The following is a 25,648-nucleotide window of genomic DNA, read 5'->3' as shown; positions in this document are numbered from 1 at the left end:
GACGCATGGGGACCGACGACATGACCGCACCAGATTGTAAACTGGTCAGGCCACAGGTCAGCACAACCGCGATGTTACCGCAATCATTTCCGCGCCCGCCCTAGGCGCGGTCTTGCATTATCGATAAATAACAGAGCCTTGTCCGCCCGGTTGGAACGCCTAGAATGGTCAGATGAGTTCGCACTCAGAAGTCGACGGCGACGCCCTTCTTCTCCCAGTCGCCGAAGCGCGTGGGCTCAGGACCGTCGCGGCCGCCCTCTTCCGGCGGCAAGGCCAAGGCCGCCTCGGCGGCGCGGCGGGCGGCGGCTTCCTCAAGCGCGCGGCGGGCGGCGGGCGTCAGCGTCTTGCCGGGGGCGGCGCCGGGAACCTCGGGCGCGGCGTCGGCTTCGGGGGTCGGGGTGTCGGTCATGCGCGGGCTCCTCACCTGCCGATATAGAGCGATCCTGGCCGCCGGCAATCATCGCCGTCCACAGCGCCGGGCGACAATAGACTTGCGTCCGGGCGCGTCCCGAGGCACGGCGAGGCGGTGACTCAAGAACTGAACGACGGCCTCCCCGCCCGGGAAGCCGCCCTTACCCTGATCGACGCGGCCCTGTCGCGTCGCGGCGGCCTCGACGAAGCCGCCTCCGCCAACGGTTTCCGCTTCCTGGAGCCGCGTGAGCGCGCGTTCGCGCGGGCGCTGGCCATGGCCGTGCTGCGCCACCTTGGCCCCATCGACCGCGCCCTGACGGCGCGCCTGCAAAAGGCCCCGCCGGACCGGGTGATGCACCTTCTGCGTCTGGGCGCGGCGCAGGCCTTCTATCTGGAGGTCCCCGCCTTCGCCGCCGTGGCGACCTCGGTGGAGCTGGCGGGCGCCAACAAGACCAGCCGGCCGTTCAAGGGCCTGGTCAACGCTGTGCTGCGCGGCCTGCTGCGCGATGCGCCGCCGACCGATGATCCCAGCCTGCTGGCGCCGCCGTGGCTGTACGCCCGCTGGGTGTCGGCGTTCGGCGAGGCCACGGCGCGGGAGATCGCCGGCCAGATCGCCATCGAGCCGGCCACCGACCTGTCGGCCAAGCCCGGCGCCGACCTGACTTCGCTGATCGCGGCGCTGGAGGCCGAGGCCCTGCCCGGCGGGACCCTGCGCTTGCGCCGCAAGGGCGACGTCGCCGCCTGGCCCGGCTTCGAGGACGGCGGCTGGTGGGTGCAGGACGCCGCCGCCGCCGTCCCCGCTCGCCTGCTGGACGTCCAGTCGGGCCAGAGCGTGCTCGACCTCTGCGCCGCGCCGGGCGGCAAGACCCTGCAACTGGCGGCCGCCGGCGCGCAGGTCGTGGCCCTGGACCGCTCGGCCGCCCGCTTGAAGCGCCTGTCGGAGAACCTGACCCGCACGCGCCTCACCGCCGAGATCGTCGCCGCCGACGCCGGCGCCTGGGACGATGAGCGAACCTTCGACGCCATCCTGCTGGACGCGCCCTGCAGCGCCACCGGCACGTTCCGCCGGCATCCCGACGTGCTGTGGGCCGCGCGGCCCGGCGACGTGGCCAGCCTGGCCGGCGTGCAGGCCCGGATCCTGGACGCCGCCGCCGACCGGCTGAAGCCCGGCGGGCGCCTCGTCTACTGCGTCTGCTCGCTGGAACCCGAAGAGGGCGAGGCTCAGGTCGAGGCGTTCCTGGCCCGCCGCAAGGACATGGCGCTGGAGCCGATCACCGCCGCCGAGGCGCCGTCGGCCGGCTTCCCGCAGGCCAGCCTGACCCCGCGCGGGACCCTGCGCCTTTTGCCGCACCACCGCGACGACGGTCAGGACGGCTTCTTCGCCGCGCGGTTTCGCAAGGTGACGGCGTAAGCTGTCATCCCGGCGAAAGCCGGGACCGAGGCAAGCAGAGATGACAGAGCGGCGCGACGCGGTTAAGCCAGGGCCATGACCGCGCCGATCATCGCCCCCTCCATCCTCGCCTCCGACTTCGCCAAGCTCGGGCAAGAAGTCGCCGCCATCGAAGCGGCCGGCGCCGACTGGGTGCACGTGGACGTGATGGACGGCCACTTCGTGCCCAACATCACGCTGGGCCCCGACATCGTCAAAGCCATCCGGCCGCACGCCAAGATCCCGTTCGACGTGCACCTGATGATCAGCCCGGCCGATCCGTATCTGGAGGCCTTCCGCGCCGCCGGGGCCGACCTCATCAGCATCCATCCCGAGGCCGGCCCGCACCTGCACCGCTCCTTGAAGCGCATCCGCGAACTGGGCGCCAAGGCGGGCGTGGTGTTCAACCCCTCGACGGGCATCGACCACGTCGAATGGATCCTCGAGGACGTCGACCTGTTGCTGGTCATGTCAGTGAACCCCGGCTTTGGCGGCCAGAGCTTCATTCCGGGCCAGCTGCGCAAGGTCGAGGCCCTGCGCAAGCTGGTCGACAAGGCCGGGCTCGATATCATCATCGAGGTCGACGGCGGCGTCACTCCGGTCACCGCCCCGCAATGCGTGGCCGCTGGAGCCACCGCCCTCGTCGCCGGCTCGGCGGTCTTCAAGGGTGGTCCCGCCGCCTACGCCGACAACATCCGCGCGCTCAAGGGCGGCTGACGGATCGCGATGGCCGGCAAACCCCCCGTCCTCGGCCTGGCCCTCCCCGCGCTGCCGCGGGGCGGCGTGCTGTGGAAGGCGATCCGCGCCGAGGCCGCCGGCCATGTTGAGCGCGAGTGGTTCGGCTCGGGGCCCCATCGCCTGAAGATCGCCCTGCCCCGGCCAGAAGGCCTCGCCGCCCGGCCGCACGATCCGCGTCCGGTCGACCCCGCCCACGGCCAGAAGATCCTGGCTGGGACCCTGGCCCTGGACGGTGGTTCGCTGCGGCTCGGCCCGGACGGCGATCCGTTCGACACCGCCAGCCCCTCGCGCCGCTTCGCCGTCAGCCTGCACCGCTTCGACTGGCTGCCGGACCTGGTCGCCGCCGGCCCCGACGGCGCCCGCCGCGCCCTGCGCCTGATCGACGACTGGCGGCGGGTGTTCGGCAAGTGGAACGCCTTCTCCTGGGGCCCCGAATGCCTGGAGCGGCGCGTCCACAACCTGGCCTGCGCCGCCAAGAGCCTGGCCGCCGAAGGCAGCGACGCCGAGGTCGCCGATCTCGTCTTCGATCTCGCCCGCCAGGGTCGCCACCTGCTGGAGATCAGGCGCAGCCCCGAACGCGCCCTCGAACGCGCCGCCGCCGCGGGCCTGGCCGGCTGCGTCCTGGCCGGCAAGGCGGGCGAGCAATTGATCGACAAGGCCCTCAAGGCCCTGGTCCCCCGGCTGGACGCCATGGTGCTGGGCGACGGCGGTCACGCCACCCGCAGCCCCGAGGCTGGGATCGAGCTTCTGTTCGACCTGCTGACCCTCGATGACGCCCTGGGCCAGCGCGGCCGTCCCAGCCCCGAGACCCTGTCGCGGGCCATCGACCGGCTGTCCAGCGCCACGCGGTTCTTCACCCTGGGGGACGGACATCTGGCGGCCTTCCACGGCGGCGAGACGGTCGGCCCAGCGCGGATCGCCGCCGCCCTGGCCCATGACGACGCCGGTCCCCGCCCCCTGAACGCCGCCCCGCACAGCGGCTATCACAAGATGATCGGCGGCAGCCTTGAGGTGATCGCCGACTGCGGCGCCCCCCCGGCCGGCCCCTTGAGCGTCAACGCCTGCGCCCAGCCCGCGGCGCTGGAGATCGTCTGCGCCAAGGACCGCCTGATCACCAGCTGCGGCTGGAGCCCCGAGGCCGCCGGCGCCCACGCCTTCCGGCTGTCGGACGCGGCCTCGACCGTCAGCGTCGGCGACGGCTCGGCCGGCCGGCCGCTGTCGGGCTTCCGCGCCAAGGCCCTGGGACCCTGGCTGGTCGATGGCGCGACCAAGGTCGAGGCCAAGCGCCACGACGACGTCGGCGGCGTCTGGCTGGACATCGTCCACGACGGCTGGCGGCATCTGGGCCTGACTCACGCTCGGCGCCTCTTTCTCGACGCGGTCAATGACGAGCTGCGCGGCGAAGACAGCCTCTCGCCCCTGGCCCTCGACCCCAAGGCGGCCGAAGGCCCGCGCCGCTACCTGCCCTTCGCCGTGCGCTTCCACCTGCACCCCGAGGCCCGCGCCTCGATCGCCCGCGACGGCAAGAGCGTGCTGATCCGGGGGCCGAACAATATCGGCTGGTGGCTGCGCAACGACGCCATCGACGTCGAGATCGCCCCCAGCGCCCACTTCGACCACGGCCTGGCCCGCAAGGCCGGCCAGATCGTGCTGAAAAGCCAGGTCCGCCCCGAAGTCGGGGCCAAGATCCGCTGGAAGCTCACCCGGGCCGAGGGGTGAGCGTGACGCCGAAAGTGGAAGCCGGTTTCGGCGCAAGTCACGCTCTGGGGCAGTAAGCCGCCGTGGGTTTCTCTCGCCGCCCGCCGATCGACCCCGGCCGCGCCCACGCGCCGCCGGACTACACGGCCGACGAGATCGACGAGGTCCTCGCCGCCCTGCGCGCCGAGGCCCCGGAGGCCCTGGCTCTGGTCGAACAGGAAGCCCGCACGCCCGGAAGCGTGACGATGCGCGACCACGACGACGCCTATGACCGCCTGCTGACCGTGCTGTTCGAACGCGGCTTCGTGCACACCCACATCGAGATGGCGATGGTGTTTCGGGCGGTGCGGGAGCGGGCGGGGGCCTAGATCCTCCCCCGCGTCGCGGGGGAGGTGGCCCAGCGGGCCGGAGGGGGCCCGCACGTTCGGCCTCCAGCTCGCCCCCTCAGCCGCTTCGCGGCAGCTCCCCCGCACTGCGGGGGAGCATCATCGCATCCCCTCATCCCGCCCCGTGCCCCGCTAGGCTGAACACCCGCGCGGTCTCCGGATCGGCCGGTTTGCCCAGCAGGCGGTCGGCCAGGTACTCGCCCACCATCGGGCCGTGCTTGAAGCCGTGGCCGCCGCCGCCGAAGGCCAGCCAGACATTGTCGTAGTCGGGGTGGCGGTCGATGACGAAGTGGCTGTTTGCGGTGTTGTCGACCTGGCAGACGCGGGCCTCCATGACGGGGGCGTCGCGCATCGCCGGAAAGCGGCGGGCCATGTAGTCGCGGCCCTTTTTCAGCAGATAGTCGGTCGGCAGGCGCTCGGCGGCGTCCGGGTCCTGGGTGACGCGGCCGCCGGCGTCGGGCGCGTATTTCAGGCCCCGCTCCAGGCTGCCGAAACCATAGCCGCCCAGGATGTGGTCGTGCCAGGCCGGCTGGTGGGGCCACGAGAAGCGGTCATCGCCCGCCGGCGGGCCGAAATAGAAGTACTCGCTGCGCCAGACCGACACGCGCGGCTTGGCGAGCTCTGGAAACAGCTTCCCCGCCCACGGCCCGCAGGCGAACACGAACTGGCCGGCGGCGAGGCTGTCGCCGCCGTCGAGGGCCAGATGGCTCAGGCGCCGGCCCTCGGCGCGCCCGGGAACCGCGCGGGCGAAGCGTAAGGCCCCGCCCTTGCGGGCGAAGACGTCCATGGCGGCCAGCACCGCCTCGCGCGCCTTGATCACCGCGGCGCTGGCGGCGGTCTCGACGAAGGCGAACTCGACGTCGTCAAAGGCCATCTGCGGATAGCGGCGGCGCAACGCCTCGCGGTCGGCCACCTCATAGGGCAGGTTCAGGCGCTCGAAGATCGCCTTCTGAGCGGTTAGGCCCGGGGTCCAGCGCTGGGCCAGCTCCAGGCGGGCGTTGGGGAACAGGAGCTGACGGCCGAAATCGGCCTCGCGCGCCTTCCACATCGCCAGGGCCCGCATCGACCAGGCCGAATAGAAGCCCTGGTCGCCATAGCCGGCGCGGATCGAGCGGGTCTCGCCCGAGGACGAAGCCCTCGGGCTGGCCGGGCCGTACTGGTCCAGCGCCAGCACCGACAGGCCCCGCTCGCGCAGCGACAGGGCCGTGAACGCCCCGAACACCCCGGCCCCGACCACCGCCACGTCCGGCGCGCCGGCTTTGGCCTTGGCCGTCGGCTTTGCGGAGGGCTGGGCCTGAGCCCCGGTCGCCCCCGCCAGCCCGGCCGCCGTCAGATTCAGAAACCCCCGCCGATCGATCATGCCCCGCTCCCCTCGCGTCTCTCCGGTATCGCCGCCTTGCGCGCCGCTGCGGAACGAAAAGCGCCGCGGGGCAAAAGCCCGCCGCCGAATGCGCGGCGATTGGGCGCCTTGCCCCCTCTCCCATGGGGAGAGGGCCGGGGAGAGGGGGTAAGGCCTTGGCCGGAGCGCCGGCAGGGCGGCGGCTTTGAAACCCCTCACCCGACCGCTTCGCGGCCACCCTCTCCCTCTGGGAGAGGGAACCGATTTATGGGGATCGGCGGCCGTGAACGCTCGGAATTGGCGACTCGGTAGCCAATGAAATCAAACGCTTATCACTTTTATGCGCCAACTTGTCCCCGGCGCTGAATCCTGCCGCACAATCATAGCCATCCCCGTCGCGGGGGAGGGCGTATGGATCCGGCCCAATACGGCGGCGGGGCTAGGTTGAGCGGGGCCGCGTGGTCTCGAAGCGGTTTCGACCGGGGTCTGTTCGTTGGATAGATCCGGGATCCCGGAAGAGGCCGCAGAGAGGCGAGCGCGGAGCGACAGGGCGGTGATCGTACAAGCCGCCTATCGTGGATCGTCGGGCTGGACACGGATGTAGCCGCTCCAGTTGGTCCGCGCCCGTCCGGGGGCTCCTGGGGTCCCGAGCTGAAAGACGCTCACGCCCCCCATCCTCACGGGCAAGAACAACCTGGCGGAGCGGACAGTCGAGCCGAAACGCAAACACAAACTCACGGTCTCCGGGTTCGCCCGGACGCTCCGTCGCCTCCCCAACACCTTCAGCGGTCACGCCGCGTGAAGCGGCGGACGCATGTTCCCAAAATCCTCCCCCCAGCGGGGGAGGTGTCGGCCCGAAGGGACGACGGAGGGGGAAGAGGCCGGGCCAGGAGAACTTCCCCCTCCGGTCCTGCGGACCACCTCCCCCGCGAGGGGGAGGATTTCTCTAGAACGCCGCGCTGAAGATGGTCCCGTCGGGCGACAGGGCGGCGCGTTTGAGACCGCTGGAGACGAACGGCATGGCGATGTTTCCGTCCCGATCGACCGCGATCAGTCCGCCGTGACCGCCGAGCTCGGCGACGCTGTCGATGGCGGCCTTGGCGGCGACGTCCAGCGGCTGGCCGCCGAAGCGGACGCGGTGGGCGATCTGGGCGGCGACGGCGGCGCGGATGAAGTACTCGCCTTGGCCGGTGCAGGAGACGGCGGCGTGGCCGTCGGCCCAGGCCCCAGCGCCGATGATCGGGCTGTCGCCGACCCGGCCGGGCCGCTTGCCGAACACGCCGGCGGTGGAGGTGGCGGCGGCCAGGCGCCCCTCGCCGTCGCGGACCACGCAGCCGACCGTGCCGGTCGGCAAGGCGTCCGGCGGGTGATTGTCCTCGAAGGCGCCGGCGCGGGTGAACCAGGCGTCGGGGTCCTCGACCGTCTCCAGGCCCTGCTCTCGGGCGAAGTCGATGGCGCCCTGGCCGGCCAGCATGACGTGGGGGGTGTGCTCCATCACCGCCCGGGCGGCCAGGATCGGGCTCTTGAAGCCTTGCAGGGCGGCGACCGAACCGGCGCGCAGGGTGGCGCCGTCCATCAGGCTGGCGTCGAGCTCGTACTCGCCGTCGGCGTTGGGCGAGGCGCCCTTGCCGGCGATGTAGAGGCCGCTGGCCTCGAGGCCGATGACGGTCTCGACCGCCACGTCCAGCGCGCCGGCCCCGGCGGCCAGGCGATCGCGGGCGGCTTCGACGAGGCCGCGCATGTGGGCGATCTCGAGGCCGTAGTCGTGGCCGCGCTTGGCCCCGGCGCCGCCGTGCAGGGCGAGACTAAAACGTTTGTTTGACATTCTGCTTCCTTGGCTCGGCGTCCCGCGCTAGCGTCCGGGCTCTTAGCGAAGAACGTCCTTTTAGCGAAAAGATTTGGGGAGAGGCGATCATGAAGGCAGTGCTCAGCAAGGAAGTCGGCGGTCCCGAGACCCTGGTGCTGGAGGAGCTGCCCGATCCCGTCGCCGGCCCGGGCCAGGTGCTGATCAACGTAAAGGCCTGCGGGGTGAACTATCCCGACGTCCTGATCATCGAGGACAAGTACCAGTTCAAGCCGACGCGCCCGTTCGCGCCGGGGGGCGAGGTGTCGGGCGTGATCTCGGCGGTCGGCGAGGGCGTGACCCGCTTCAAGGTCGGCGACCGCGTGCTGGCCTCGACCGGCTGGGGCGGCTACGCCGAGAAGCTGGCCCTGGAAGAGGGCCGCTGCACGCCTATCCCCGACAACATGCCCTTCGACGAGGCGGCCGCCTTTGTCCTGACCTACGGCACCTCGTACTACGCGCTGAAGGAGCGCGGCGTGCTGAAGGCCGGCGAGACGCTGCTGGTGCTGGGCGCGGCGGGGGGCGTCGGTTTGGCCGCCGTTGAGCTGGGCAAGGCCATGGGCGCCAAGGTGATCGCCGCAGCCTCGAGCCAGGAGAAGATCGATCTGGCGATCAAGCACGGCGCCGACAGCGGCGTCGTCTATCCGCGCGGTCCGTTCGACAAGGACGGCCAGAAGGAACTGGCCAACCTGATCAAGGGCGCCTGCGGCCCGGACGGTTGGGACGTGGCCTATGACGCGGTCGGCGGCGACTATTCGGAGGCCACCATCCGCGCGGCGGGCTGGAACGGCCGCTTCCTGGTCATCGGCTTCCCGTCGGGCATCCCGAAGATCCCGCTGAACCTGACCCTCCTGAAGTCGTGCGACATCGTCGGCGTGTTCTGGGGCGCGGCGGTGGCGCGCGATCCCAAGGGCCACGCCCAGAACCTCAAGGAGCTGATGGACCTCTACGCCGCCGGCAAGATCCGTCCCTACGTGTCCGAGCGCTTCCCGCTGGCCCGCGCCGGCGAGGCGATCGCGCACCTTTCCAGCCGCAAGGCGATGGGCAAGGTGGTCATCACCGTCGACTGAAGGGGGCGTCCGAGACGTGGTTAAATCCCGCTAAGTATCCTTTTTAGCGAAGGAAACAGGATATCTCCGCAGAATGTCTCCAAGACTAGGAGACTCTGCGGAGATGTTCGTTCCCCAGGAGCAGAGCGGCCTCAACGAAGCCGCGCCGGCCGCGCCGCGTCGCCCTTTCCGGCTGTCGCGGCGTCCCGAGGAGCGCGTGCGCGTGCTGGGCGGGACCATGGACCTGGTGCGCCCCGAGGAGGTCTTCCACTTCGTCACCGGCAAGCTGGAGGCGCGGCAAAGCGCCATCGTCGCCAATCACAACCTTCACAGCCTGTACCTGATCGGCAAGGACCACCAGATCGGCGAGTTCTACAAGGCCGCCGACCTGGTCGAGGTCGACTCGGTGCCGCTGATCTTCTGGGCGCGCCTGGTGGGCCGCGCCAGCCGGCGCTTCCACCGCTGCACCTATCTGGACTGGCGCGACGACTTCTGGGCCCTGGCCAGCGAGAAGGCCTGGAAGGTCTTCTTCGTCGGCGGCGCGCCGGGGGTCGGCGAAAAGGCGGTCGAGCGCATCCGCCAGGACTGGCCGAACGCGCGTATCGAAACGCATCAAGGCTATTTCGACGTGACCCCAGGCTCGGCCGAGAACGAGGCGGTCGTGGCCAAGATCCGCGACTATGCGCCCGATATCGTCCTGGTCGGCATGGGCATGCCGCGCCAGGAGATCTGGACGCTGGAGAACCACAAGGCCTACGGGCCGGCGGCGACCTTCACCGTGGGCGGGGCTTTCGACTACGAAGCGGGTGTCCAGAAGGCCGCGCCGCGCTGGATGGGCCCGATGGGCATGGAGTGGCTGTTCCGCCTGATGTCGGACCCGCAGCGTCTTTTCTTCCGCTACTGCGTCGAGCCCTGGTCGCTGATCGGTCCAGCTTGCGGCGACGTGGTGCGAGCGCTGTCCAGGCGTTCGACAACGGGCGAGTCCCGCGCGGCGGAAAACGCGCGCTGGGAGCAGATCCGCGCCCGCAACGAGGCGGCGCGCTAACATGAAGGCTCCTGTAGACACCCTTCGTGACGAGACCGTCGTGCTGTTGAACTTCAGGGGGCTTGAAGTCTGATGGGCCTGGATATCCGCGTCATGACCCTGGAGGCCAAGGAGCGCTCCAGCCTCGCTCATCGAGCCGTGGCCGCCGTAGGCCTCGTCGGCCTGGGCGTGGCCTGGGCGGTGCTGCTGATCCCCTGCATGCTCTGGCTGGCGGTTACGCACCTTGGACGCCGCGTGGAGCCCATCGCCCGTCGCCCCGCGCCGCAAGCGCTCGAAAGCTGAGCGAAACCCCTAGCCAATCCTGGTTCGCTCCGCGAATATGATCATTGATCACTGACCCGCGTGAGGTCGGGACGCGGAGGGAATTCACCATGGTCGGACGTCTGGACGGCAAGGTCGCCGTCATCACCGGGGGCTGCTCGGGCATCGGGCTGGGAACCGTCGAACTGTTCGTCGCCGAGGGCGCGTGCGTCGTCGCCGCAGACCTGCAGGACGAAAAGGGGCGCATGCTGGAGCAGCGCTTCCCGGACAAGGTGCGCTTCTCCCGCTGCGACGTCACCGCGGACGCCGATCTCGCCAAGACCATGGCCCTGGCCGAGAGCAGCTTCGGCGGCCTGGATATCCTGTTCAACAACGCCGGCCACGGCGGCACGCCGGCGGGCGTGGCCGAACTGAGCGCCGAGGCCTGGGACAAGACCTTCGCCCTGTTGGTGCGCGGCCCGGCCATGGGCATGACGCACGCATTGCCCCTGATGCTGAAGCGCGGCGGCGGCTCGATCATCAACACCGCCTCGATCGCCGGCCTGCAGGCGGGCTTTGGCCCCCTGGCCTATTCCTCGGCCAAGGCGGCGGTGATCCACATGAGCCGCTGCGCGGCGGCGGAGCTTTCGCCGCAGAAGATCCGCGTCAACGCCATCTGCCCCGGCCTGATCGCCACCTCGATCTTCGGGGCCTCGATGGGCCTGCCGCGCGAGGTCGCCGACCAGATGGCCGCCCAGATCGCCTCGATCGGGCCCAAGATCCAGCCGATCCCGAAATCGGGCCTGCCGGAGGACATCGCGGCGGCGGCGCTCTATCTCGCCAGTGACGACTCGCGGTTCGTGACCGGAACGCACATCGTCGTGGACGGCGGCATCACCGTGGGCCCACGCAGCGCCTGGGACGCCAACACGCCCTCGCCGATTCTGGCGGCCATGGGCATCACGCCCGAGCAGGCCGAGCAGATGCGAGCCCAGTTGCTGGCGGCTGGCGGGGCCGGGTGACACTCAGTCCGAACCTGCGCGGCGCCCTGTGGATGCTGGCCTCAGCGGTCGGCTTCACGGTGATGACGACCCTGATCAAGTTCCTGGGCGACGACTATCCGGCGGCCCTGCAGACCTTTTACCGGCAACTCGCCGGAGCCCTCGTTCTGCTGCCGCTGATCGCCCGGGACTGGCGGGGGGCGTTCCGAACGACGCGTCCTGGGATCGTGATCTTCCGGTCCAGCGCCGGGGTGCTGGCGCTGATCATGAGCTTCTACGCCTATCAGAAGCTGCCGCTCGCGGATGCGAACGCTCTGTCCTTCACGCGGACCCTCTGGCTGGTGCCCCTCGCGGGCCTAGTGCTGCGCGAACCGATCGGGCCGCGGCGGATCGCTGCGGCCCTGGTGGGCTTCGTCGGCGTGATCATCATGCTGCGACCCGGCGAGGGCGGCGTGGAGGCTTGGCTGGGCTGGCCGCAACTCTGCGCCCTGGGCGCAGCGCTCCTGTTCGCCCTGACCATCACCGGCATGAAGGTCATGACCCGGGACCACACGCCGTTCGTGCTGCTGGTCTATGCTGCAGTCCTGGGCTTGGTCTTTTCCATCCCGCCCGCCCTCTTCGTGTGGCGCTGGCCGACTTGGCCGGACCTCGGATTGCTGGCCGTCATGGGCGTCATCGGCACCTTGACCCAAGGCGCCTACATCAAGGGCATGGAAGCGGGTGAAGCCGCCGTGATGGCGCCGATCGACTACACGCGGCTCGTGTTCGCGGTGATCGTGGGCCTCCTGCTGTTCCATGAAGTCCCGCGTATGGCGACGATCGTCGGCGCGGTGATCGTGGTCTGCTCCACCCTGTTCATCTCGTGGCGAGAGCATCAGCTGGCCAAACGGGCGGCGGCCGAGCTCCCGTAGAGCTTGAGCGATGCGCGAGATGGTGGTCGCGAAGAACGCGCGATACGCTCTTCCGCGCGTTCGGCAAAGTCGCTAGCGATGGCGCATTGTGCAAAGAGGAACGCGATGCAAACCGTTCTCGTGACGGGCGGCGCCGGATATGTTGGTGCGCATTGCTGTCTAGCCTTGGCCGAGGCGGGCTTCCGACCGGTCGTGTTCGATGACTTGTCGAACGGCCATCGCGAGCATGTTCAATGGGGACCGCTGGAAGTCGGTGATATCCGCAACGCTGCGCGTCTGGACGCGGTGTTCGCCGCCCATGCGCCGGTGGCGGTCCTGCACTTCGCCGCCCGCATTGAAGTGGGTGAGTCGGTCACAAATCCCGGCGTCTTCTTCGACGTCAATGTCGGCGGCGCGATCACCCTGATCGAGGCGGCCCGACGCGCGGGCGTAAACGCTCTGGTGTTCTCGTCAACGTGCGCGACCTTTGGGGATCCCGTTCATCTGCCGATGACCGAGACTCACCCACAGGCGCCGTTGAACCCGTACGGTCGCAGCAAGTTGATGGTCGAGCAGGCGCTGGCCGACTACGACCGTTATGTGGGCTTCAGAAGTACGGTGATGCGCTATTTCAACGCCGCCGGCGCCGACCCACAAGGCCGCATCGGCGAGTGGCACGAGCCTGAAACTCACGCGGTCCCTCTGGCGATCCAAGTCGCGCTGGGCCAACGATCGCGCTTCACGATCTTCGGCGACGACTACGACACACGCGATGGGACGGCCGTGCGCGACTATGTCCACGTCCTCGACCTTGCCGACGCTCACGTCGCAGCGCTTCGACGGCTTCTCGCGGGCGGAGCGTCAGACGCCTTCAATCTCGGAACCGGGACCGGGACCACGGTGCGTGAACTGGTCGATGGCGTGGGAAGGGCGATCGGTCGCTCCCTGCCGTTCGAGGTCGCCCCGCGACGCCCCGGTGATGCGCCTGTGCTGATCGGCGACAACGCCAAGGCGAGGGACCAGTTGGGGTGGAGGCCCTCGCGCGACCTGGACGCCATCCTCGACAGCGCCTGGCGGTGGCATCGCAGCCGCACCAAGCTCTGATCAAGCACAACGCGCGGCGGTACTCAGAAAGGGTTTATTCGTAACTCCTCCGGTAGCCTTAAAGGCGAGTGACCCTCGGGGGGCGTTGCGTGTTCAAGTTTCTAACCTGCCTGACGACTCAGCACGACCTGCGGCTCGTGCTTGTCGCTGGTGTAGTCTGTCTGGCGGGTTGCTTCACAACTTTCCGCCTCTATTCACGGATGCGCGGCGCGCGCGGCGTCGTCAGGGCCGCCTGGCTCCTGCTGACCGGCCTTGTCGCAGGGTCCAGTGTCTGGGCCACCCATTTCATCGCCATGGTGGCCTTCACGCCGGGGCTGAAGACCGGCTACAGCCCGACCGGCACGCTCTTGTCGCTGATGATCGCGGCGCTCTTCATGGCCAGCGGCTTCGCAGTCGCTTCGGCGCAGCGTACGACCACCAACGATTTCGCAGGCGGCGTGTTGATCGGCCTGGGCGTGGCCGCCATGCACTACATGGGCATGTCCGCCTTTGTGACGCAGGGCCAACTCGTCTGGGAACATGCGACGGTAGGCCTTTCGGCCATTCTCGGGGTCTGCGGCGCGATCGCGGCGCTAGTGCTGGCCGGCACGGCGCGGACGATCCGGCGCCAGGCGCTCGGCGGCGGTCTGCTTTGCCTTGGCATTGTCCTACTGCACTTCACCGGCATGTCGGCGATCACCATTGTGCCGGACGCCTCGGTCGCGGTCCCCGATCAGCTTCTATCCGGCGGCATGCTGACTCTAGCTGTCGGCTCGATCACCAGCATGATCATCCTGGGCGGACTGGGCGCCGTCGCAATCGAATCCCAGACGTCGCGGTCGGCCCTCGAGCGCATCCGCCGTCTGGCCAACGCCGCCTATGAAGGGCTCGTGGTCGTGCAGTCGGGCCGCATCAACGACGCCAACGCCGCGTTCTGCGAGCTGGCGGGCGCGCCACTGTCGGAGCTGGTCGGACGGCCGCTTTTCGGCGAGATGCTGACCTTCGACGAGGCTGGGCCCAATCGCGACGACGTGCGACGCGAGGGCCACTTGCGCCCCGTCGTCGGGGGGCGAGAAATCCCGGTCGAGGTGTTCTCGCGGCTCATGGACGACGGCGCCCGGGTCGAAACCTCGGGCCTGACGGTGTTGGCGGTGCGCGACCTGCGTGAGCGTCGCGCCGCCGAAGAGAAGATCCGTTATCTCGCCGAACACGACGGCCTGACCGGCTTGCCCAACCGCAACTCGCTGCAGATGCGCCTGGCGGCCGCCATCGACCGCGTCGAGGCGTCCGGCGAAAGCCTGGCGGTCATCTGCATCGATCTGGACCACTTCAAGGAGGCCAACGACCAGCATGGCCACCTGGCGGGCGACGCCCTGCTGGTTGAAACCGCCCGGCGGCTGCAGTCCGCCGTGCAGGCCCCGTCCTTTGCGGCGCGCTTGGGCGGCGACGAGTTCATTGTTGTCCAGATCGCAGGCGGCGATCAGCCGGCCGCCGCCGCAGAACTGGCCGGCCAATTGATCGAAATGCTCGCTGCGCCCGTAGCCTTTGACGGCCAAGATCTGGCGCTGGGATCCAGCCTCGGGGTCAGCCTGTATCCGGACGACGGCAGGACCACCGAGGCCCTGATGGCCAACGCCGACATGGCGCTTTATCGCGCCAAGGAAAGCGGTCGGGGCGTCTACCGTTTCTTCAAGCGCGAGATGGACGACTCCATCCGCGAACGCCGCAATCTCGCGCGCGACCTTCGCCAAGGCATCGCCGACAACGAGCTGGTCGTCCACTATCAGCCGCTGGCTCGCGCCTCGGACGGCGAGGTGTGCGGCTTCGAGGCGCTTGTGCGATGGCGGCATCCGACGCGCGGCATGATCCCGCCGTTGGACTTCATCACCGTGGCGGAAGAGAACGGACTGATCGAGGCGCTGGGCGACTGGGTGCTGCGACGCGCCTGCGCCGATGCGGCCGCCTGGGAGAAACCGCTGCGCATCGCGGTGAACCTATCACCGATCCAACTTCATAATCCCGCCCTGCCGACCCTCGTGCACGAGGTGTTGATCACGACGGGCTTGTCGCCGTCGCGCCTTGAGCTGGAGATCACCGAAAGCGCGCTCTTCAAGGACTATCAGCGCGCGCTCGACAATCTCCGCCGCCTGAAGGCGCTGGGCGTCCGGATCGCGATGGACGACTTCGGCACCGGCTTCTCGTCGCTCTCGACGCTGCAGTCCTTCCCGTTCGACAAGATCAAGATCGACAAGAGTTTCGTCGAGAACATCCATCGCCACGACCGCGCCACGGCCATTGTCCGTGCAGTGCTGGGCCTGGGGCGCAGCCTGGAAATCCCGGTTGTCGCCGAGGGCGTCGAGACCGAGGAGCAGATCCTGTTTCTCCGGGGCGAAGACTGCGCGGAACTGCAAGGCTATGCGATCGGACGGCCTGCGCCTGTCGACTCCCTCGGGGCCTGGACCCTGGCGAACGCTCAGGTCGACGCCGCCCCGAAGCGCAAGGCCAGGCGTTCGGCTTAGAGCCTGTCTGAACGCTTTAGAGGGTCCAACCTAAAGCCCATGCGCTCTAGCGACGACGTCGACGGCTGACGCCGCCGCTGAGTCCGCCCAGAAGCCCGCGCATCAGCTCCCGACCCGCCTGCGAGGCGACCGTGCGCACCAAGGTGACCGCGAAAGCCTCGACCATGGTCTGGCGCCCAGAGGCGCGGGGCCGACTCTCGCGCGCTTCACGGGCGTCCTCCCGTTCCCGGACCTTGGCCTCGGCGGTGGCGCGCTGGTCAGCTTCCGCCTCTTGGCGAGCGGCGTCCGCCTGCCGTTGCGCCTGGGCGGCGCGCCCCTGCAGAATCTCGTAGGCGGAGTCGCGATCCTCAGCGGTGTCATAGACGCCCGCCACCGGGCTTTGAGCCTGCAGCGCCGCCCGCTCCTGCGGCGTCAGCGGCCCCAGGCGCGAGGCCGGCGGGCGGATCAGGGTTTTCTGGACGACCCGAGGCGCGCCCTTCTCGTCGAGGGTCGACACGAGCGCTTCGCCCACGCCGAGCGCCTGGATGGTCTCGGCGGTGTCAAAGCCGGGATTGACCCGGAATGATTGGGCGGCCGCCTTCAAGCCCTTCTGGTCCGCCGGCGTATAGGCGCGCAGAGCGTGCTGCACCCGAGCGCCGAGCTGTCCGAGCACGGCGTCCGGGATGTCCGCCGGGTTCTGGGTGACGAAGTAGATCCCGACCCCCTTTGACCGGATAAGCCTCACCACCTGCTCGATCTTTTCCAGCAGCGGCTTGGGCGCGTCGTTGAACAGCAGGTGCGCTTCGTCGAAGAAGAAGACCAGCTTCGGCTTCTCGGGGTCGCCGACCTCGGGCAGCACCTCGAACAGCTCCGACAGAAGCCAGAGCAGGAAGGTCGAATAGAGCTTGGGCGACTGGATGAGACGGTCGGCGGCCAGCAGATTCACGTAGCCACGCCCCGCCACGTCGGTTCGCATCAGGTCCGACAGATCAAGCGCGGGCTCGCCGAAGAAGTGCTCCGCGCCCTGGGTCTGCAGCGTCAGCAGCTTGCGCTGGATAGCGCCCACCGTGGCCGGCGCGACATTGCCATACTGCGTGCCGATCTCATCGGCGTTGTCGGCGACATACTTCAGCGCGGCCTGAAGGTCCTTCAGGTCCAGAAGCAGAAGGCCGTCCTTGTCGGCGACGTGGAAGACAATCGTCAGGACGCCCTCCTGCACGTCGTTCAACTCCAGCAGCCTCGAAAGCAGAAGCGGGCCCATCTCGGAGATGGTCGTGCGGATCGGGTGTCCCTTCTGACCGAACAGGTCCCAGAAGATCACCGGCGGCGCGGCGGGGGCCAGGACGAGGTCCATCGAAGCGGCGCGGGCCAGCATCTTTTCGCTGGGCGTCCCCGGCATGGCGACCCCGGAGAGATCGCCCTTCACATCGGCCGCAAAGACCGGCACGCCGGCGTCGGAAAAGGCTTGCGCCAGCACCTGCAGGGTCACGGTCTTGCCGGTGCCGGTGGCGCCGGCGACCACGCCGTGCCGGTTCGATCGATCGAGCCTTTGCGTCACCGGGCCTTCACCAAGCCCGACGAGAATCTCGTTCTCGCCAATCGACAGCGGCATGAGCAAACTCCTTACATCGATGCGCGTTCGACCCTAAACGGGGCCTTGCGCCGCGCCAATCGGCGCGGGCAATCTCGGTCGCCGATCTGGAGAAATTTTACAAATGCCGGCTCCCGCCCCGCCGTCGCTCACGACGCGCAACGCCGTGGTCTTCCTGGCCGTCATCGCCGGCGCGGCGACGCTGAAGTGGATGCAGGACATTCTGACGCCGCTCGCGCTGGCGCTGTTCCTGGCCATGATGATCGACAGCTTCGCGCGAGTGCTCACGGACAAGACGCCGCGCTTTCCCAAGCGGTTGGCGCTGCCCACGGCGGTTATTCTGTCGTTGCTGCTGTTTGGCATGTCGATCTGGATCGTGGTCGACAACGGCAAGGAGTTCTTCGACCACTCGTCGCAGTACGTTGATAGCCTGAATGCGATCATCGCCCGGTTCACGCCGACCGTGGCGCGCTTGGCGCCGGGTCTCGAACTCTCGGTGGCGCCGACCATCGGCGACCTCGTCAAGCAGTGGAACCCCCAGCGCTACTTCGGGGACGTCGCGCAGTCCTTCAACAGCTTCGCCACCAACGCGGTGCTGGTCTTGATCTATCTGGGCTTCATCCTGGCCTCGCGCCGCGGCTTCGCCCGAAAAATCGTGGCGCTGTTTCCCCATCACGCCGAGCGGGAGACGAACATGAAAATGTTCCATCGCATTCGCGACGGCGTCGAGCAGTATCTCTGGATCCAGACCGTGACGGGCCTGATGATCGCGGTTTCGGCGTTCGTCGTCATGATGCTGGTTGGCCTGGACAACGCGTTCTTCTGGGCCTTCCTGATCTTTCTGGCCGCCTATGTCCCGATCCTCGGCGGCGCCGTCGGCTGCTTCCTGCCGCCCATTTTCGCGCTGATCCAGTTTCCCGACAGCCTTTGGCCCGCGGTCATTCTCTTCGCCGCGCTGCAAGGCGTCTTCTTCGTGGTGGGCAACGTCATCCTTCCCCGCATGCAGGGCGACAGCCTGAACATGGACCCCACCGTGGTGCTGCTGTCTCTGGCGGTGTGGGGCGCGCTCTGGGGAGTCCCGGGGATGTTCCTGTCAACGCCCCTCACCGTCGCGGCGATGGTCATCCTCGCGCAGTTCGAGGGCTCGCGTTGGATCGCGATCCTGCTCTCGGAGGACGGCGATCCCCAAGGCGTTCCCGAGACGCCCGCGCCCGCCGCCAAGCAAAAGAAATGACCGCGCCTCTTAAACAGCGCCGCCTGGCGCCTATCTCTTGTGTGTCCGGCGCCCCCACCCGGACACACCGCCGATGGCGGCAGGCAAGGCCGCCGACCATCGTAGCGGAAGACGCCCGCGCTTCCCCGAAGCGGGCCTGCGCCGTCGGCTTCCCCCAGCCGGCGGCGCTTCCGTTTCCGCAGCAGCGCTCAGAAACGGCACGATTTGTTTCCATTTTTCGACGTATCGGTTGAAGTAGAGCCTAAAGCGGCTAGGTTGCGGCCAAAAATTCGCGAGGAAATCCCATGGTCGGTGAAAAAAATGACCTCAAGTCCGCTGAGGCTCCGATCGGCCCACTTGTGAGCGCCTTCGCCGACGCCTTGGGCGCGACGGTGGACAGCCTCTCTCCGGCCGCCCTTGATTTCGCCTCGCAGGCTCAGGACGACTGGTCCGCAGAAGAGCTGCCCGGGCTGGATGGCGCGGATGTCGCCCGAGCGCTCGCGGCGTTCTGGCGCTTCGGCGAAGAGTCGAAGGACGTCTCGCAACCCGCGATCCGCCTTCGTCGCGCCGAGGGTGGCGCAACGCCTTCGGACGTCTTGGAGATCGTCCAGCCCGACCGCCCGTTCCTGGTCGACAGCATCATGGGCGAGGTGACCGAAGCGGGGTTCTCGGTCCGCGCCATGTTCCACCCGGTGTCGGATTGCGGCGGCGTGCGTCGCTCGATGATCCAGATCTGGCTGGCTCCGGTGGGTGAGGACCGCGAAGACGCCCTGGTGCAAGCCGTGCGCGACGTGCTCGGCGACGTGGCCATGGCCGTCCAGGATTTCGAAGCCATGCGCGGGCTGATGCGCCGCACGATTGACGAGCTGATGAGCGCGTCCGCGCCGGTCTCCGGCGACGAGAAGACCGAGGACATGGCGTTTCTGGACTGGCTGGAACGCGACCACTTCGTCTTCCTCGGCGCGCGCACCTATGAGTATCCCCGCACCGCCGATGGCGGCTATGCGGCCGAAGAGCCGCTCTACCAACCGGAAGGAAGCCTCGGCGTTCTGCGCGATCAGGCGCGCACGGTGCTGCGCCGCAGCAGCGAGCCGGCGATCCTTTCCGCCCAGATCCGTACGCACATCGACATTGGCGAGCCGATCGTCGTCGCGAAATCCAACCTGCGCTCCCGCGTCCACCGCCGCGGCTACATGGACTATGTCGGCGTCCGCCGCTACGGCGCTGACGGCAAGCCCTCGGGCGAGGTCCGGTTCGTGGGCCTCTTCACCGCCGAGGCCTATGAGACGCCGGCCAACGCCGTCCCGCTGATCCGCCGCAAGGTTGGGAACGTGCTCACGCGCGCCGGCAAGGATCCCGACAGCCACAACGGCAAGCGCCTTCGCAACATCCTTGAGACCTGGCCGCGGGACGAACTGTTCCAGACCGAGGAAGACCAGCTGCTGGCCATGGCGCTGGGCGTCCTGCACCTCTACGACCGTCCGCGCGTAAAGCTGTTCACGCGCCGCGATCCGTTCGACCGGTTCATCTCGGTGCTGATGTTCGTACCGCGTGACCGCTACGACTCCGGCGTGCGCGCCCGCGCCGGGCAGATCCTGGCCGACGCGTTCCAGGGCCGCGTGTCGGCCTACTATCCCAGCTTCTCCGACGCCCCGCTGGCCCGCGTGCACTATATTCTGGGCGTCACCCCCGGCGCCCACGCCGAACCAGATCTCGCCGCGGTCGAGGCCGCGATCGCTGAGACCGCCCGCACCTGGGACGACCGCTTCGAGGCGGTCATCCGTGAGGGCCAGTCCGGCCGCGTCGCACAGCTCCTGGCCCGCTACGCCAATGCGTTCCCGCCGGGCTACCGCGACCAGTACGACGCCGCCGAGGCGCTGGCGGATATCGGGATCATCGACGACCTCCGCGAAGACGAGGCGGTCAGGGTCCGCGCCTTCCGCCGCGACGACGACAGCGCCGTCACGTTCCGCTTCAAGCTCTACCGTCCCGGCGCGGCGGCGCCGTTGGCCGACGTCCTGCCGATCCTCGAGCACATGGGCCTCAAGGCCCTGATCGAGGAAGGCTTTAAGGTTTCGCCTGATGGCCAACCCGTCTGGGTGCATGAGTTCGTCCTCCGCGACGAGGCTGGCGAGCATCTGGTCTTCGCCGACGTCAAGCAGGCCTTCGAGGCGGCCTTTGTCGCCATCTGGACGGGCCGCGCCGAGAGCGACGGCTTCAACCGCCTCGTGCTGGAGCTCGGGATCGGTTGGCGCGAAGCCGCGCTGGTTCGCGCTCTGGCGCGCTATCGCCAGCAGTCGGGCCTGGACCCCAGCCAGGGCGTTCAGGAACAGGCCCTGTCCGATCATCCCGGCGTCGCGCGCCTGATCCTGGATCTTTTCCAGACGAAGTTCGACCCCGCCATCAAGGTCGACCTCAAGAGCCGTCAGGAGCAGGCGAAGGCCGTGCAGGCCAACATCGTCGAGGCGTTGCAGGCTGTGGAAAGCCTCGACGCCGACCGCGTGCTTCGCCGTCTGGCGGCCCTGGTGGGCGCGATCCAGCGCACCAACTTTTATCAACTGGGCGCCGATGGCGAGCCCAAGCCCTATATCAGCTTCAAGATCGCCTCGCGCGAGCTAGAAGATCTGCCCGCGCCCAAGCCCTACCGCGAAATCTATGTCTCGGCCCCGCACGTCGAGGGCGTCCACCTGCGGTTTGGCCCGGTCGCCCGCGGCGGCCTGCGCTGGTCGGATCGCCGCGACGACTTCCGCACCGAGGTGTTGGGCCTGGTGAAGGCCCAGCAGGTCAAGAACGCCGTCATCGTGCCGGTCGGCTCCAAGGGCGGCTTCTATCCGAAGCAACTGCCGCGCGGCGGCGATCGCGACGCGATCCAGGCCGAGGCGATCCGCGCTTACAAGACCTTCCTGTCGGGCTTGCTGGACCTCACCGACAACATCGACGCCGACAACCAGGTCGTGCCGCCGCCGTCGGTCATCGCGCATGACGCACAGGACCCCTATCTGGTCGTGGCCGCCGACAAGGGCACGGCGACCTTCTCCGACATCGCCAACGGCGTGGCTGAAAGCTACGGCTTCTGGCTGGGCGACGCCTTCGCCTCGGGCGGTTCGGTCGGCTACGACCACAAGGTCATGGGCATCACCGCGCGCGGCGCCTGGGAAGCGGTCAAGCGCCACTTCCGCGAACTGGGCAAGGACATCCAGACCGAGCCCTTCACCGTCGTGGGCGTGGGCGACATGTCCGGCGACGTGTTCGGCAACGGCATGCTGCTGTCCAAGCAGACCAAGCTGCTGGCCGCCTTCGACCACCGCCACATCTTCCTCGACCCGAATCCGGATCCGGCCGTCTCGTGGGCCGAGCGCGATCGCATGTTCAAGCTGCCGCGCTCGTCGTGGGAGGACTACGACAAGTCGAAGATCTCGGCCGGCGGCGGCGTCTTCGCCCGCAGCCTGAAGAGCATCCCGCTCTCGGCTGAAGTCCGCGCCATGCTCGAGATCAAGGCCGAGACCGTGTCGCCGGCGGAACTGATGACGGCGATCCTGAAGTCGAAGGCCGAGCTGCTCTATCTTGGCGGCATCGGCACCTATGTGAAGGCGAAGGGCGAGACCAACGCCGACGCTGGCGACAAGGCCAACGACGCCATCCGCATCAACGGCGCGGACCTGCGCGTCAAGGTGGTCGGCGAAGGCGCGAACCTGGGCCTGACCCAGGCCGGTCGCATCGAGTTCGCTCACGCCGGCGGACGCATCAACACCGACGCCATCGACAACTCGGCCGGGGTCGACAGCTCCGACCATGAGGTCAACATCAAGATCCTCACCGGGATCCTGGAGCGCGGCGGCCAGCTGGATCGCGACAGCCGCAACACGCTGCTGGCCTCGATGACCGACGACGTGGCCCACCACGTTCTGGCGCACAACTACGATCAGACCCTGGCCCTGACCCTGCTGGAAAGCGATGCGGTCAGCGAGGTCGACGCCCAGATCCGTTACATGGTCGATCTTGAGCAACGCGGTCGTCTGGATCGCCGCGTCGAGGGGCTGCCGACGAATACGACGCTGCTGGAGCGCAAGGCCGCCGGTCGAGGCCTGACCCGTCCGGAACTGGCGGTGCTGCTGGCGTACGGCAAGCTGGATCTCTTCGACGAGATCGTCGCCAGTCAGTCGCCCGACGATCCGTGGTTCCAACGCACCTTGCGGGGCTACTTCCCCCAGGCTCTGGACCAGTACGCCGACGCCATGCAGAAGCACCGACTGAAGCGCGAGATCATCGCGACCGTGGTCGGCAACCAGATGGTCAACATGTGCGGTCCGACCTTCGTCAGCCGCCTGAAGGCTGCGGCCGGCGCCGACGTCAACGCCGTGGTCGTCGGCTTCACCGCCGCCCGCGAGATCCTCGGAATCGACAGGCTGTGGGATCAGGTCAACGGCCTGGACAACAAGGCTTCGGCCCAGGGTCAGACCGCGCTCTACAAGGCCCTGGCCTATGCGCTGCGCAGCCTGACCTTCTGGCTGGCCCGCCGCGCCCAGCGCGACGCCGCGAACGTCCAGGCGCTGGTCGACGCCTATGGTCCGTCGGTCGCCGCGCTCAAGGCGCTGGCCCCGTCCATCCTGTCGCCCTTCGAGCAGAAGGCGGTCGCCAAGCGGGTGAAGACCTATGTCGCCGACGGCGCCCCCGAGTCGCTCGCCCAGTCGGTCGCGGCCCTTCAGCCGCTGACGACGGCGGCAGACCTGGTCGACCTCGCCAACGCCTCCAGCTGGAGCGTCGAGAATGTGGCCCGCCTCTATCACCAGATCGGCGCCGCCTTCGGCTTTGATCGCCTGCGGGGCGCGGCCGGTTCGTTCGTGGGCGGCGACGCCTTCGAGCGCCTCGCGGTTCGTCGCCTGATCGAGGACATGCTGACCGAGCAGACCTCGATCACCCAGCAGGTCCTGAAGTTCGCCGCCAACGCCCAGGCCGGCGAGGACGAGGCCTCGGCCAAGGCGGCCATCTCGTCCTGGGCCGCCCTTCGCGGGGATCGGCCCCGTGCGGTCAAGCGGACGATCGAGGACATCGAGCAGGCCGGCGGCGGCTGGACGTTCGCCAAGCTGACCATCGCCAACGCCGCGCTGCGCGAGCTTTCCAGCGCGACCTAGCCAGGTTCCCATGGGCTCTCCGCACACGCAGGGAGCCCGTGGGCCTTTGCATCGCGTCGCGTCCTGGTTGTCGACACGGCCGCAAAGGGGCAGGGTCTCCCCGAGGGGGAGCTCATGACCAAGGATCGCATCGTACTGCTCGATTCCCTGCGGGGACTCGGGGTGCTGGGCATTTTGCTGTGCAACGCGCCGGATTTCGCCGTGCCGCCCGGGATCGCTGAGTCGGTCAAGTCGTGGCCGCACGGGACGGAACCCGACACGCTGGGCGTCTGGTTCGTGACCCAGTGGCTGTTCCAGCGGAAGTTCGTGACCCTGTTCTCGATGCTGTTCGGGGTCTCGATTTTCCTCGTGGGCGGCGAACGCGCCGACAAGGCGCGGGGATCGATCCTGCGCAAGCGCCTGTCGTGGATGCTGCTGTTCGGCCTGCTCCACGGCTTCGCCATCTGGTACGGCGACGTGCTGCTGAGTTACGCCTTGGCTGGCTTTGCGGTGATGTTCGCCCGCTCCTGGAGCCCCAAGCGCCTGCTTTGGACGGGCGTCAGCATCTGGGTTGCTTTCTCCCTGCTGATGACCGCTGGGGCCGTGGCGATGCTGCTGGCTCCCGGCGAGAGCGCCCAGGCGGGCGCGGCGGCGGGCGCCGGGGTCGCCAAGGCCAAGTTGGCTGAGATCCAGTACAGCGGGACGTTCCTGCAGTCGCTGATCCAGAACGCCAGGGATCGCCTCGTCCTGCTGCCCAACGAACCGATCATCTTCCTGATGACCGCCAGCCTGATGATGATCGGTCTGGCCTGTTTCAAGCTGGGCCTGCTCACGGGCGAGGCGCGGACGCGGACCTATGTGATCCTGTTGGTCATCGGCCTGCTGGCCCTGGCCGGCGTCGGCTTCGTCTTCGTCCAGTTCATGGCCCAGGGACTGCCGCGTCCGATGGGCATGGTCGCGATGACCGCCCAGATGGCGACCGCGCCGCTGACGACCCTGGCCTATGCCAGCCTGATGGTCTTCGCCGCCCGCTCGCGAGGCTTCTGGAGCGCGATCCCGAAGGCGCTGGCGCCGGTGGGGCGGATGGCGTTCACCAACTATCTGACCCAGTCGCTGATCATGACCGCCATCTTCTATGGCGGTCGCGGCCTGAACCTGCATGGCGAGGTCGACCGGCCCGGGCTGGCCGCCATCACGGTCGGGATCTGGATCGTCCAGATCCTGTGGTCGCGCTGGTGGATGGACCGCTTCGAGATGGGGCCGCTGGAGTGGCTGTGGCGGCGGCTCTATCGCGGTCCGACACCGCTTCGCCGGCCGAAACTAGAGGCAGCGGCCTAGCGCCCCGGCGAAATAGCCCTGCACCGCCTCGAAGAGGTCCGGACGGTAGCGGGCGCGGGGATCGTTGGCGCGGTTGTCGTCGAAGGCGTGGGTGGCGTCGGCATGGAGGACGCGATCGACCGACAAGCCATCGGCGACCAACCGGTCCAGCGCCTTAGCCGGGGCCTTCCAGCCGACGACCTGGTCCTTGCCGGCCAGCACCGACCACACCGGCGGCGCGCCCTCGCCCCAGCCCCGCGAGGCCGTCAGCGATCCATAGCCGGCGTAGGGATAGACGAGCAGCGTTCCCTTGACCCGCGCACGCAGCTTGGCGGGATCGGCGTCGACCAGGGTCGTGCCCCGCGCGGCGCTCCGGCCCACGGCGTAACTATCCATGATCGTCCAGCCGCCGTGGCTCCAGCCGGCGAGAAAAACGCGGCTGGCGTCCGCCCAGCCTTGCGTCTCCAGCCAGGTCAGCATGGCGAAGATATCGGCCGCGCGCTTGAGGCCATGCAGCGCCACGCCGGTGCAGACGAAGAGCTTGGCGTCGAGCGTCGACATGCCGCGCGGCTTCAGTGAGTCGACGACGACCGCCGCCCAGCCGGACTGAACGGCGACGCGAGCGTATTCCTCGAGAAACGGCGTCTTGCCGCCGCAACCGTGGAGGATCAGCGCCACCGGGAAGGGGCCGGCCCCCGCAGGCTTGAACACCCGCGAGTGCCTAGCGACCTTTTCACCCCAGGCGGCGCTATCCATTCGTCCCTCA

The 25,648-nt window shown here is 68.6% G+C and carries 19 protein-coding genes and 1 pseudogene; 14 read left to right on the top strand and 6 right to left on the bottom strand.

Features of this window, described 5'->3' with window-relative positions; genetic code table 11:
* Positions 1–184 precede the first annotated feature (184 nt).
* The gene (locus J2X45_RS10250) at positions 185–409 is read right to left on the bottom strand and encodes a DUF1674 domain-containing protein (protein ID WP_310214237.1); all 225 of its coding nucleotides are present in this window, start codon (positions 407–409) and stop codon (positions 185–187) included.
* A gap of 117 nt (positions 410–526) precedes the next feature.
* Here J2X45_RS10250 and J2X45_RS10245 point away from each other — a divergent pair, with 117 nt between their 5' ends.
* The 4 genes from J2X45_RS10245 (at position 527) to J2X45_RS10230 (ending at position 4,644) form a co-directional block, all read left to right on the top strand.
* Positions 527–1,822 (top strand): RsmB/NOP family class I SAM-dependent RNA methyltransferase, encoded by a 1,296-nt coding sequence (locus tag J2X45_RS10245; RefSeq protein WP_310214236.1) that lies wholly within the window; start codon positions 527–529, stop codon positions 1,820–1,822.
* 75 nt (positions 1,823–1,897) lie between these two features.
* On the top strand, positions 1,898–2,557 hold the full coding sequence (rpe, locus tag J2X45_RS10240) for a ribulose-phosphate 3-epimerase (RefSeq protein WP_310214234.1): 660 nt from the start codon (positions 1,898–1,900) through the stop codon (positions 2,555–2,557).
* Between the two features lie 9 nt (positions 2,558–2,566).
* Positions 2,567–4,297, top strand: coding sequence for a heparinase II/III family protein (locus J2X45_RS10235; RefSeq protein WP_310214233.1), 1,731 nt, complete (start codon positions 2,567–2,569; stop codon positions 4,295–4,297).
* Between the two features lie 62 nt (positions 4,298–4,359).
* Positions 4,360–4,644, top strand: a complete 285-nt coding sequence (locus J2X45_RS10230) for a hypothetical protein (protein ID WP_310214231.1) — start codon at positions 4,360–4,362, stop codon at positions 4,642–4,644.
* A 130-nt stretch (positions 4,645–4,774) separates the two neighbouring features.
* Here the strand turns inward: J2X45_RS10230 and J2X45_RS10225 are convergent, their stop codons facing one another.
* The 3 genes and pseudogenes from J2X45_RS10225 to J2X45_RS10215 all read right to left on the bottom strand — a co-directional run bounded on the left by J2X45_RS10225 (position 4,775) and on the right by J2X45_RS10215 (position 7,826).
* A complete protein-coding gene (locus J2X45_RS10225) occupies positions 4,775–6,022 on the bottom strand; it encodes an FAD-dependent oxidoreductase (protein ID WP_310214230.1) in 1,248 nt (415 codons plus the stop codon).
* Between the two features lie 804 nt (positions 6,023–6,826).
* A pseudogene (locus J2X45_RS10220) lies at positions 6,827–6,945 on the bottom strand (peptidase); the annotation flags it as partial.
* Between the two features lie 2 nt (positions 6,946–6,947).
* Positions 6,948–7,826, bottom strand: coding sequence for an isoaspartyl peptidase/L-asparaginase (locus J2X45_RS10215; protein ID WP_310214229.1), 879 nt, complete (start codon positions 7,824–7,826; stop codon positions 6,948–6,950).
* Between the two features lie 89 nt (positions 7,827–7,915).
* Here J2X45_RS10215 and J2X45_RS10210 point away from each other — a divergent pair, with 89 nt between their 5' ends.
* The 7 genes from J2X45_RS10210 to J2X45_RS10180 all read left to right on the top strand — a co-directional run bounded on the left by J2X45_RS10210 (position 7,916) and on the right by J2X45_RS10180 (position 15,671).
* Positions 7,916–8,914, top strand: coding sequence for an NADPH:quinone oxidoreductase family protein (locus tag J2X45_RS10210; RefSeq protein ID WP_310214227.1), 999 nt, complete (start codon positions 7,916–7,918; stop codon positions 8,912–8,914).
* Between the two features lie 103 nt (positions 8,915–9,017).
* Positions 9,018–9,938 carry a WecB/TagA/CpsF family glycosyltransferase gene (locus J2X45_RS10205; RefSeq protein WP_310214225.1) on the top strand — a complete coding sequence of 307 codons (921 nt, stop codon included), beginning with the start codon at positions 9,018–9,020 and terminating at the stop codon, positions 9,936–9,938.
* 72 nt (positions 9,939–10,010) lie between these two features.
* Positions 10,011–10,220, top strand: coding sequence for a hypothetical protein (locus J2X45_RS10200; RefSeq protein WP_310214223.1), 210 nt, complete (start codon positions 10,011–10,013; stop codon positions 10,218–10,220).
* Between the two features lie 89 nt (positions 10,221–10,309).
* Entirely contained in the window at positions 10,310–11,200 is an 891-nt protein-coding gene (locus tag J2X45_RS10195) for a glucose 1-dehydrogenase (protein ID WP_310214221.1), read from the top strand.
* Positions 11,197–12,090, top strand: coding sequence for a DMT family transporter (locus J2X45_RS10190; RefSeq protein WP_310214220.1), 894 nt, complete (start codon positions 11,197–11,199; stop codon positions 12,088–12,090). Before J2X45_RS10195 ends, J2X45_RS10190 begins: the two co-directional genes overlap by 4 nt.
* A 105-nt stretch (positions 12,091–12,195) precedes the next feature.
* Positions 12,196–13,173: a UDP-glucose 4-epimerase GalE gene (gene galE, locus J2X45_RS10185; RefSeq protein WP_310214219.1), complete on the top strand. Its 978-nt coding sequence runs from the start codon at positions 12,196–12,198 to the stop codon at positions 13,171–13,173.
* Between the two features lie 68 nt (positions 13,174–13,241).
* Positions 13,242–15,671, top strand: a complete 2,430-nt coding sequence (locus tag J2X45_RS10180) for an EAL domain-containing protein (RefSeq protein WP_310214217.1) — start codon at positions 13,242–13,244, stop codon at positions 15,669–15,671.
* A 46-nt stretch (positions 15,672–15,717) separates the two neighbouring features.
* On the opposite strand, the gene J2X45_RS10175 is transcribed toward J2X45_RS10180, so the two are convergent.
* A complete protein-coding gene (locus J2X45_RS10175; RefSeq protein WP_310214215.1) occupies positions 15,718–17,262 on the bottom strand; it encodes a DUF853 domain-containing protein in 1,545 nt (514 codons plus the stop codon).
* 103 nt (positions 17,263–17,365) lie between these two features.
* Between J2X45_RS10175 and J2X45_RS10170 the strand changes: the two genes are divergently transcribed.
* From J2X45_RS10170 to J2X45_RS10160, 3 genes are all read left to right on the top strand, one after another.
* On the top strand, positions 17,366–18,475 hold the full coding sequence (locus J2X45_RS10170) for an AI-2E family transporter (RefSeq protein ID WP_310214213.1): 1,110 nt from the start codon (positions 17,366–17,368) through the stop codon (positions 18,473–18,475).
* Positions 18,476–18,759: 284 nt separating this feature from the next.
* Complete coding sequence (locus J2X45_RS10165; protein WP_310214211.1) at positions 18,760–23,586, top strand: NAD-glutamate dehydrogenase; 4,827 nt, start codon at positions 18,760–18,762, stop codon at positions 23,584–23,586.
* 114 nt (positions 23,587–23,700) lie between these two features.
* Positions 23,701–24,903 carry a DUF418 domain-containing protein gene (locus J2X45_RS10160; protein ID WP_310214209.1) on the top strand — a complete coding sequence of 401 codons (1,203 nt, stop codon included), beginning with the start codon at positions 23,701–23,703 and terminating at the stop codon, positions 24,901–24,903.
* Here J2X45_RS10160 and J2X45_RS10155 read toward each other — a convergent pair.
* Positions 24,886–25,638: a prolyl oligopeptidase family serine peptidase gene (locus J2X45_RS10155; protein WP_310214207.1), complete on the bottom strand. Its 753-nt coding sequence runs from the start codon at positions 25,636–25,638 to the stop codon at positions 24,886–24,888. The genes J2X45_RS10160 and J2X45_RS10155 overlap by 18 nt on opposite strands.
* Between the last annotated feature and the right edge of the window lie 10 nt (positions 25,639–25,648).

It is taken from the genome of Caulobacter sp. BE264, from assembly GCF_031457805.1.
GTDB lineage: Bacteria > Pseudomonadota > Alphaproteobacteria > Caulobacterales > Caulobacteraceae > Caulobacter.
The sequence above is the reverse complement of the archived record's forward strand: the minus strand, read 5'-3'. Positions and strand labels throughout refer to the sequence as shown.

Coding starts and splice junctions, on each gene's coding strand:
- J2X45_RS10205 (WP_310214225.1), top strand. CDS start 9,018: ATGTTCGTTCCCCAGGAGCAGAGCGGCCTCAACGAAGCCGCGCCGGCC.
- J2X45_RS10160 (WP_310214209.1), top strand. CDS start 23,701: ATGACCAAGGATCGCATCGTACTGCTCGATTCCCTGCGGGGACTCGGG.
- J2X45_RS10175 (WP_310214215.1), bottom strand. CDS start 17,262: ATGCCGCTGTCGATTGGCGAGAACGAGATTCTCGTCGGGCTTGGTGAA.
- J2X45_RS10170 (WP_310214213.1), top strand. CDS start 17,366: ATGCCGGCTCCCGCCCCGCCGTCGCTCACGACGCGCAACGCCGTGGTC.
- galE (WP_310214219.1), top strand. CDS start 12,196: ATGCAAACCGTTCTCGTGACGGGCGGCGCCGGATATGTTGGTGCGCAT.
- J2X45_RS10155 (WP_310214207.1), bottom strand. CDS start 25,638: ATGGATAGCGCCGCCTGGGGTGAAAAGGTCGCTAGGCACTCGCGGGTG.
- J2X45_RS10250 (WP_310214237.1), bottom strand. CDS start 409: ATGACCGACACCCCGACCCCCGAAGCCGACGCCGCGCCCGAGGTTCCC.
- J2X45_RS10235 (WP_310214233.1), top strand. CDS start 2,567: ATGGCCGGCAAACCCCCCGTCCTCGGCCTGGCCCTCCCCGCGCTGCCG.
- J2X45_RS10200 (WP_310214223.1), top strand. CDS start 10,011: ATGGGCCTGGATATCCGCGTCATGACCCTGGAGGCCAAGGAGCGCTCC.
- J2X45_RS10225 (WP_310214230.1), bottom strand. CDS start 6,022: ATGATCGATCGGCGGGGGTTTCTGAATCTGACGGCGGCCGGGCTGGCG.
- J2X45_RS10165 (WP_310214211.1), top strand. CDS start 18,760: ATGGTCGGTGAAAAAAATGACCTCAAGTCCGCTGAGGCTCCGATCGGC.
- J2X45_RS10215 (WP_310214229.1), bottom strand. CDS start 7,826: ATGTCAAACAAACGTTTTAGTCTCGCCCTGCACGGCGGCGCCGGGGCC.
- rpe (WP_310214234.1), top strand. CDS start 1,898: ATGACCGCGCCGATCATCGCCCCCTCCATCCTCGCCTCCGACTTCGCC.
- J2X45_RS10195 (WP_310214221.1), top strand. CDS start 10,310: ATGGTCGGACGTCTGGACGGCAAGGTCGCCGTCATCACCGGGGGCTGC.
- J2X45_RS10210 (WP_310214227.1), top strand. CDS start 7,916: ATGAAGGCAGTGCTCAGCAAGGAAGTCGGCGGTCCCGAGACCCTGGTG.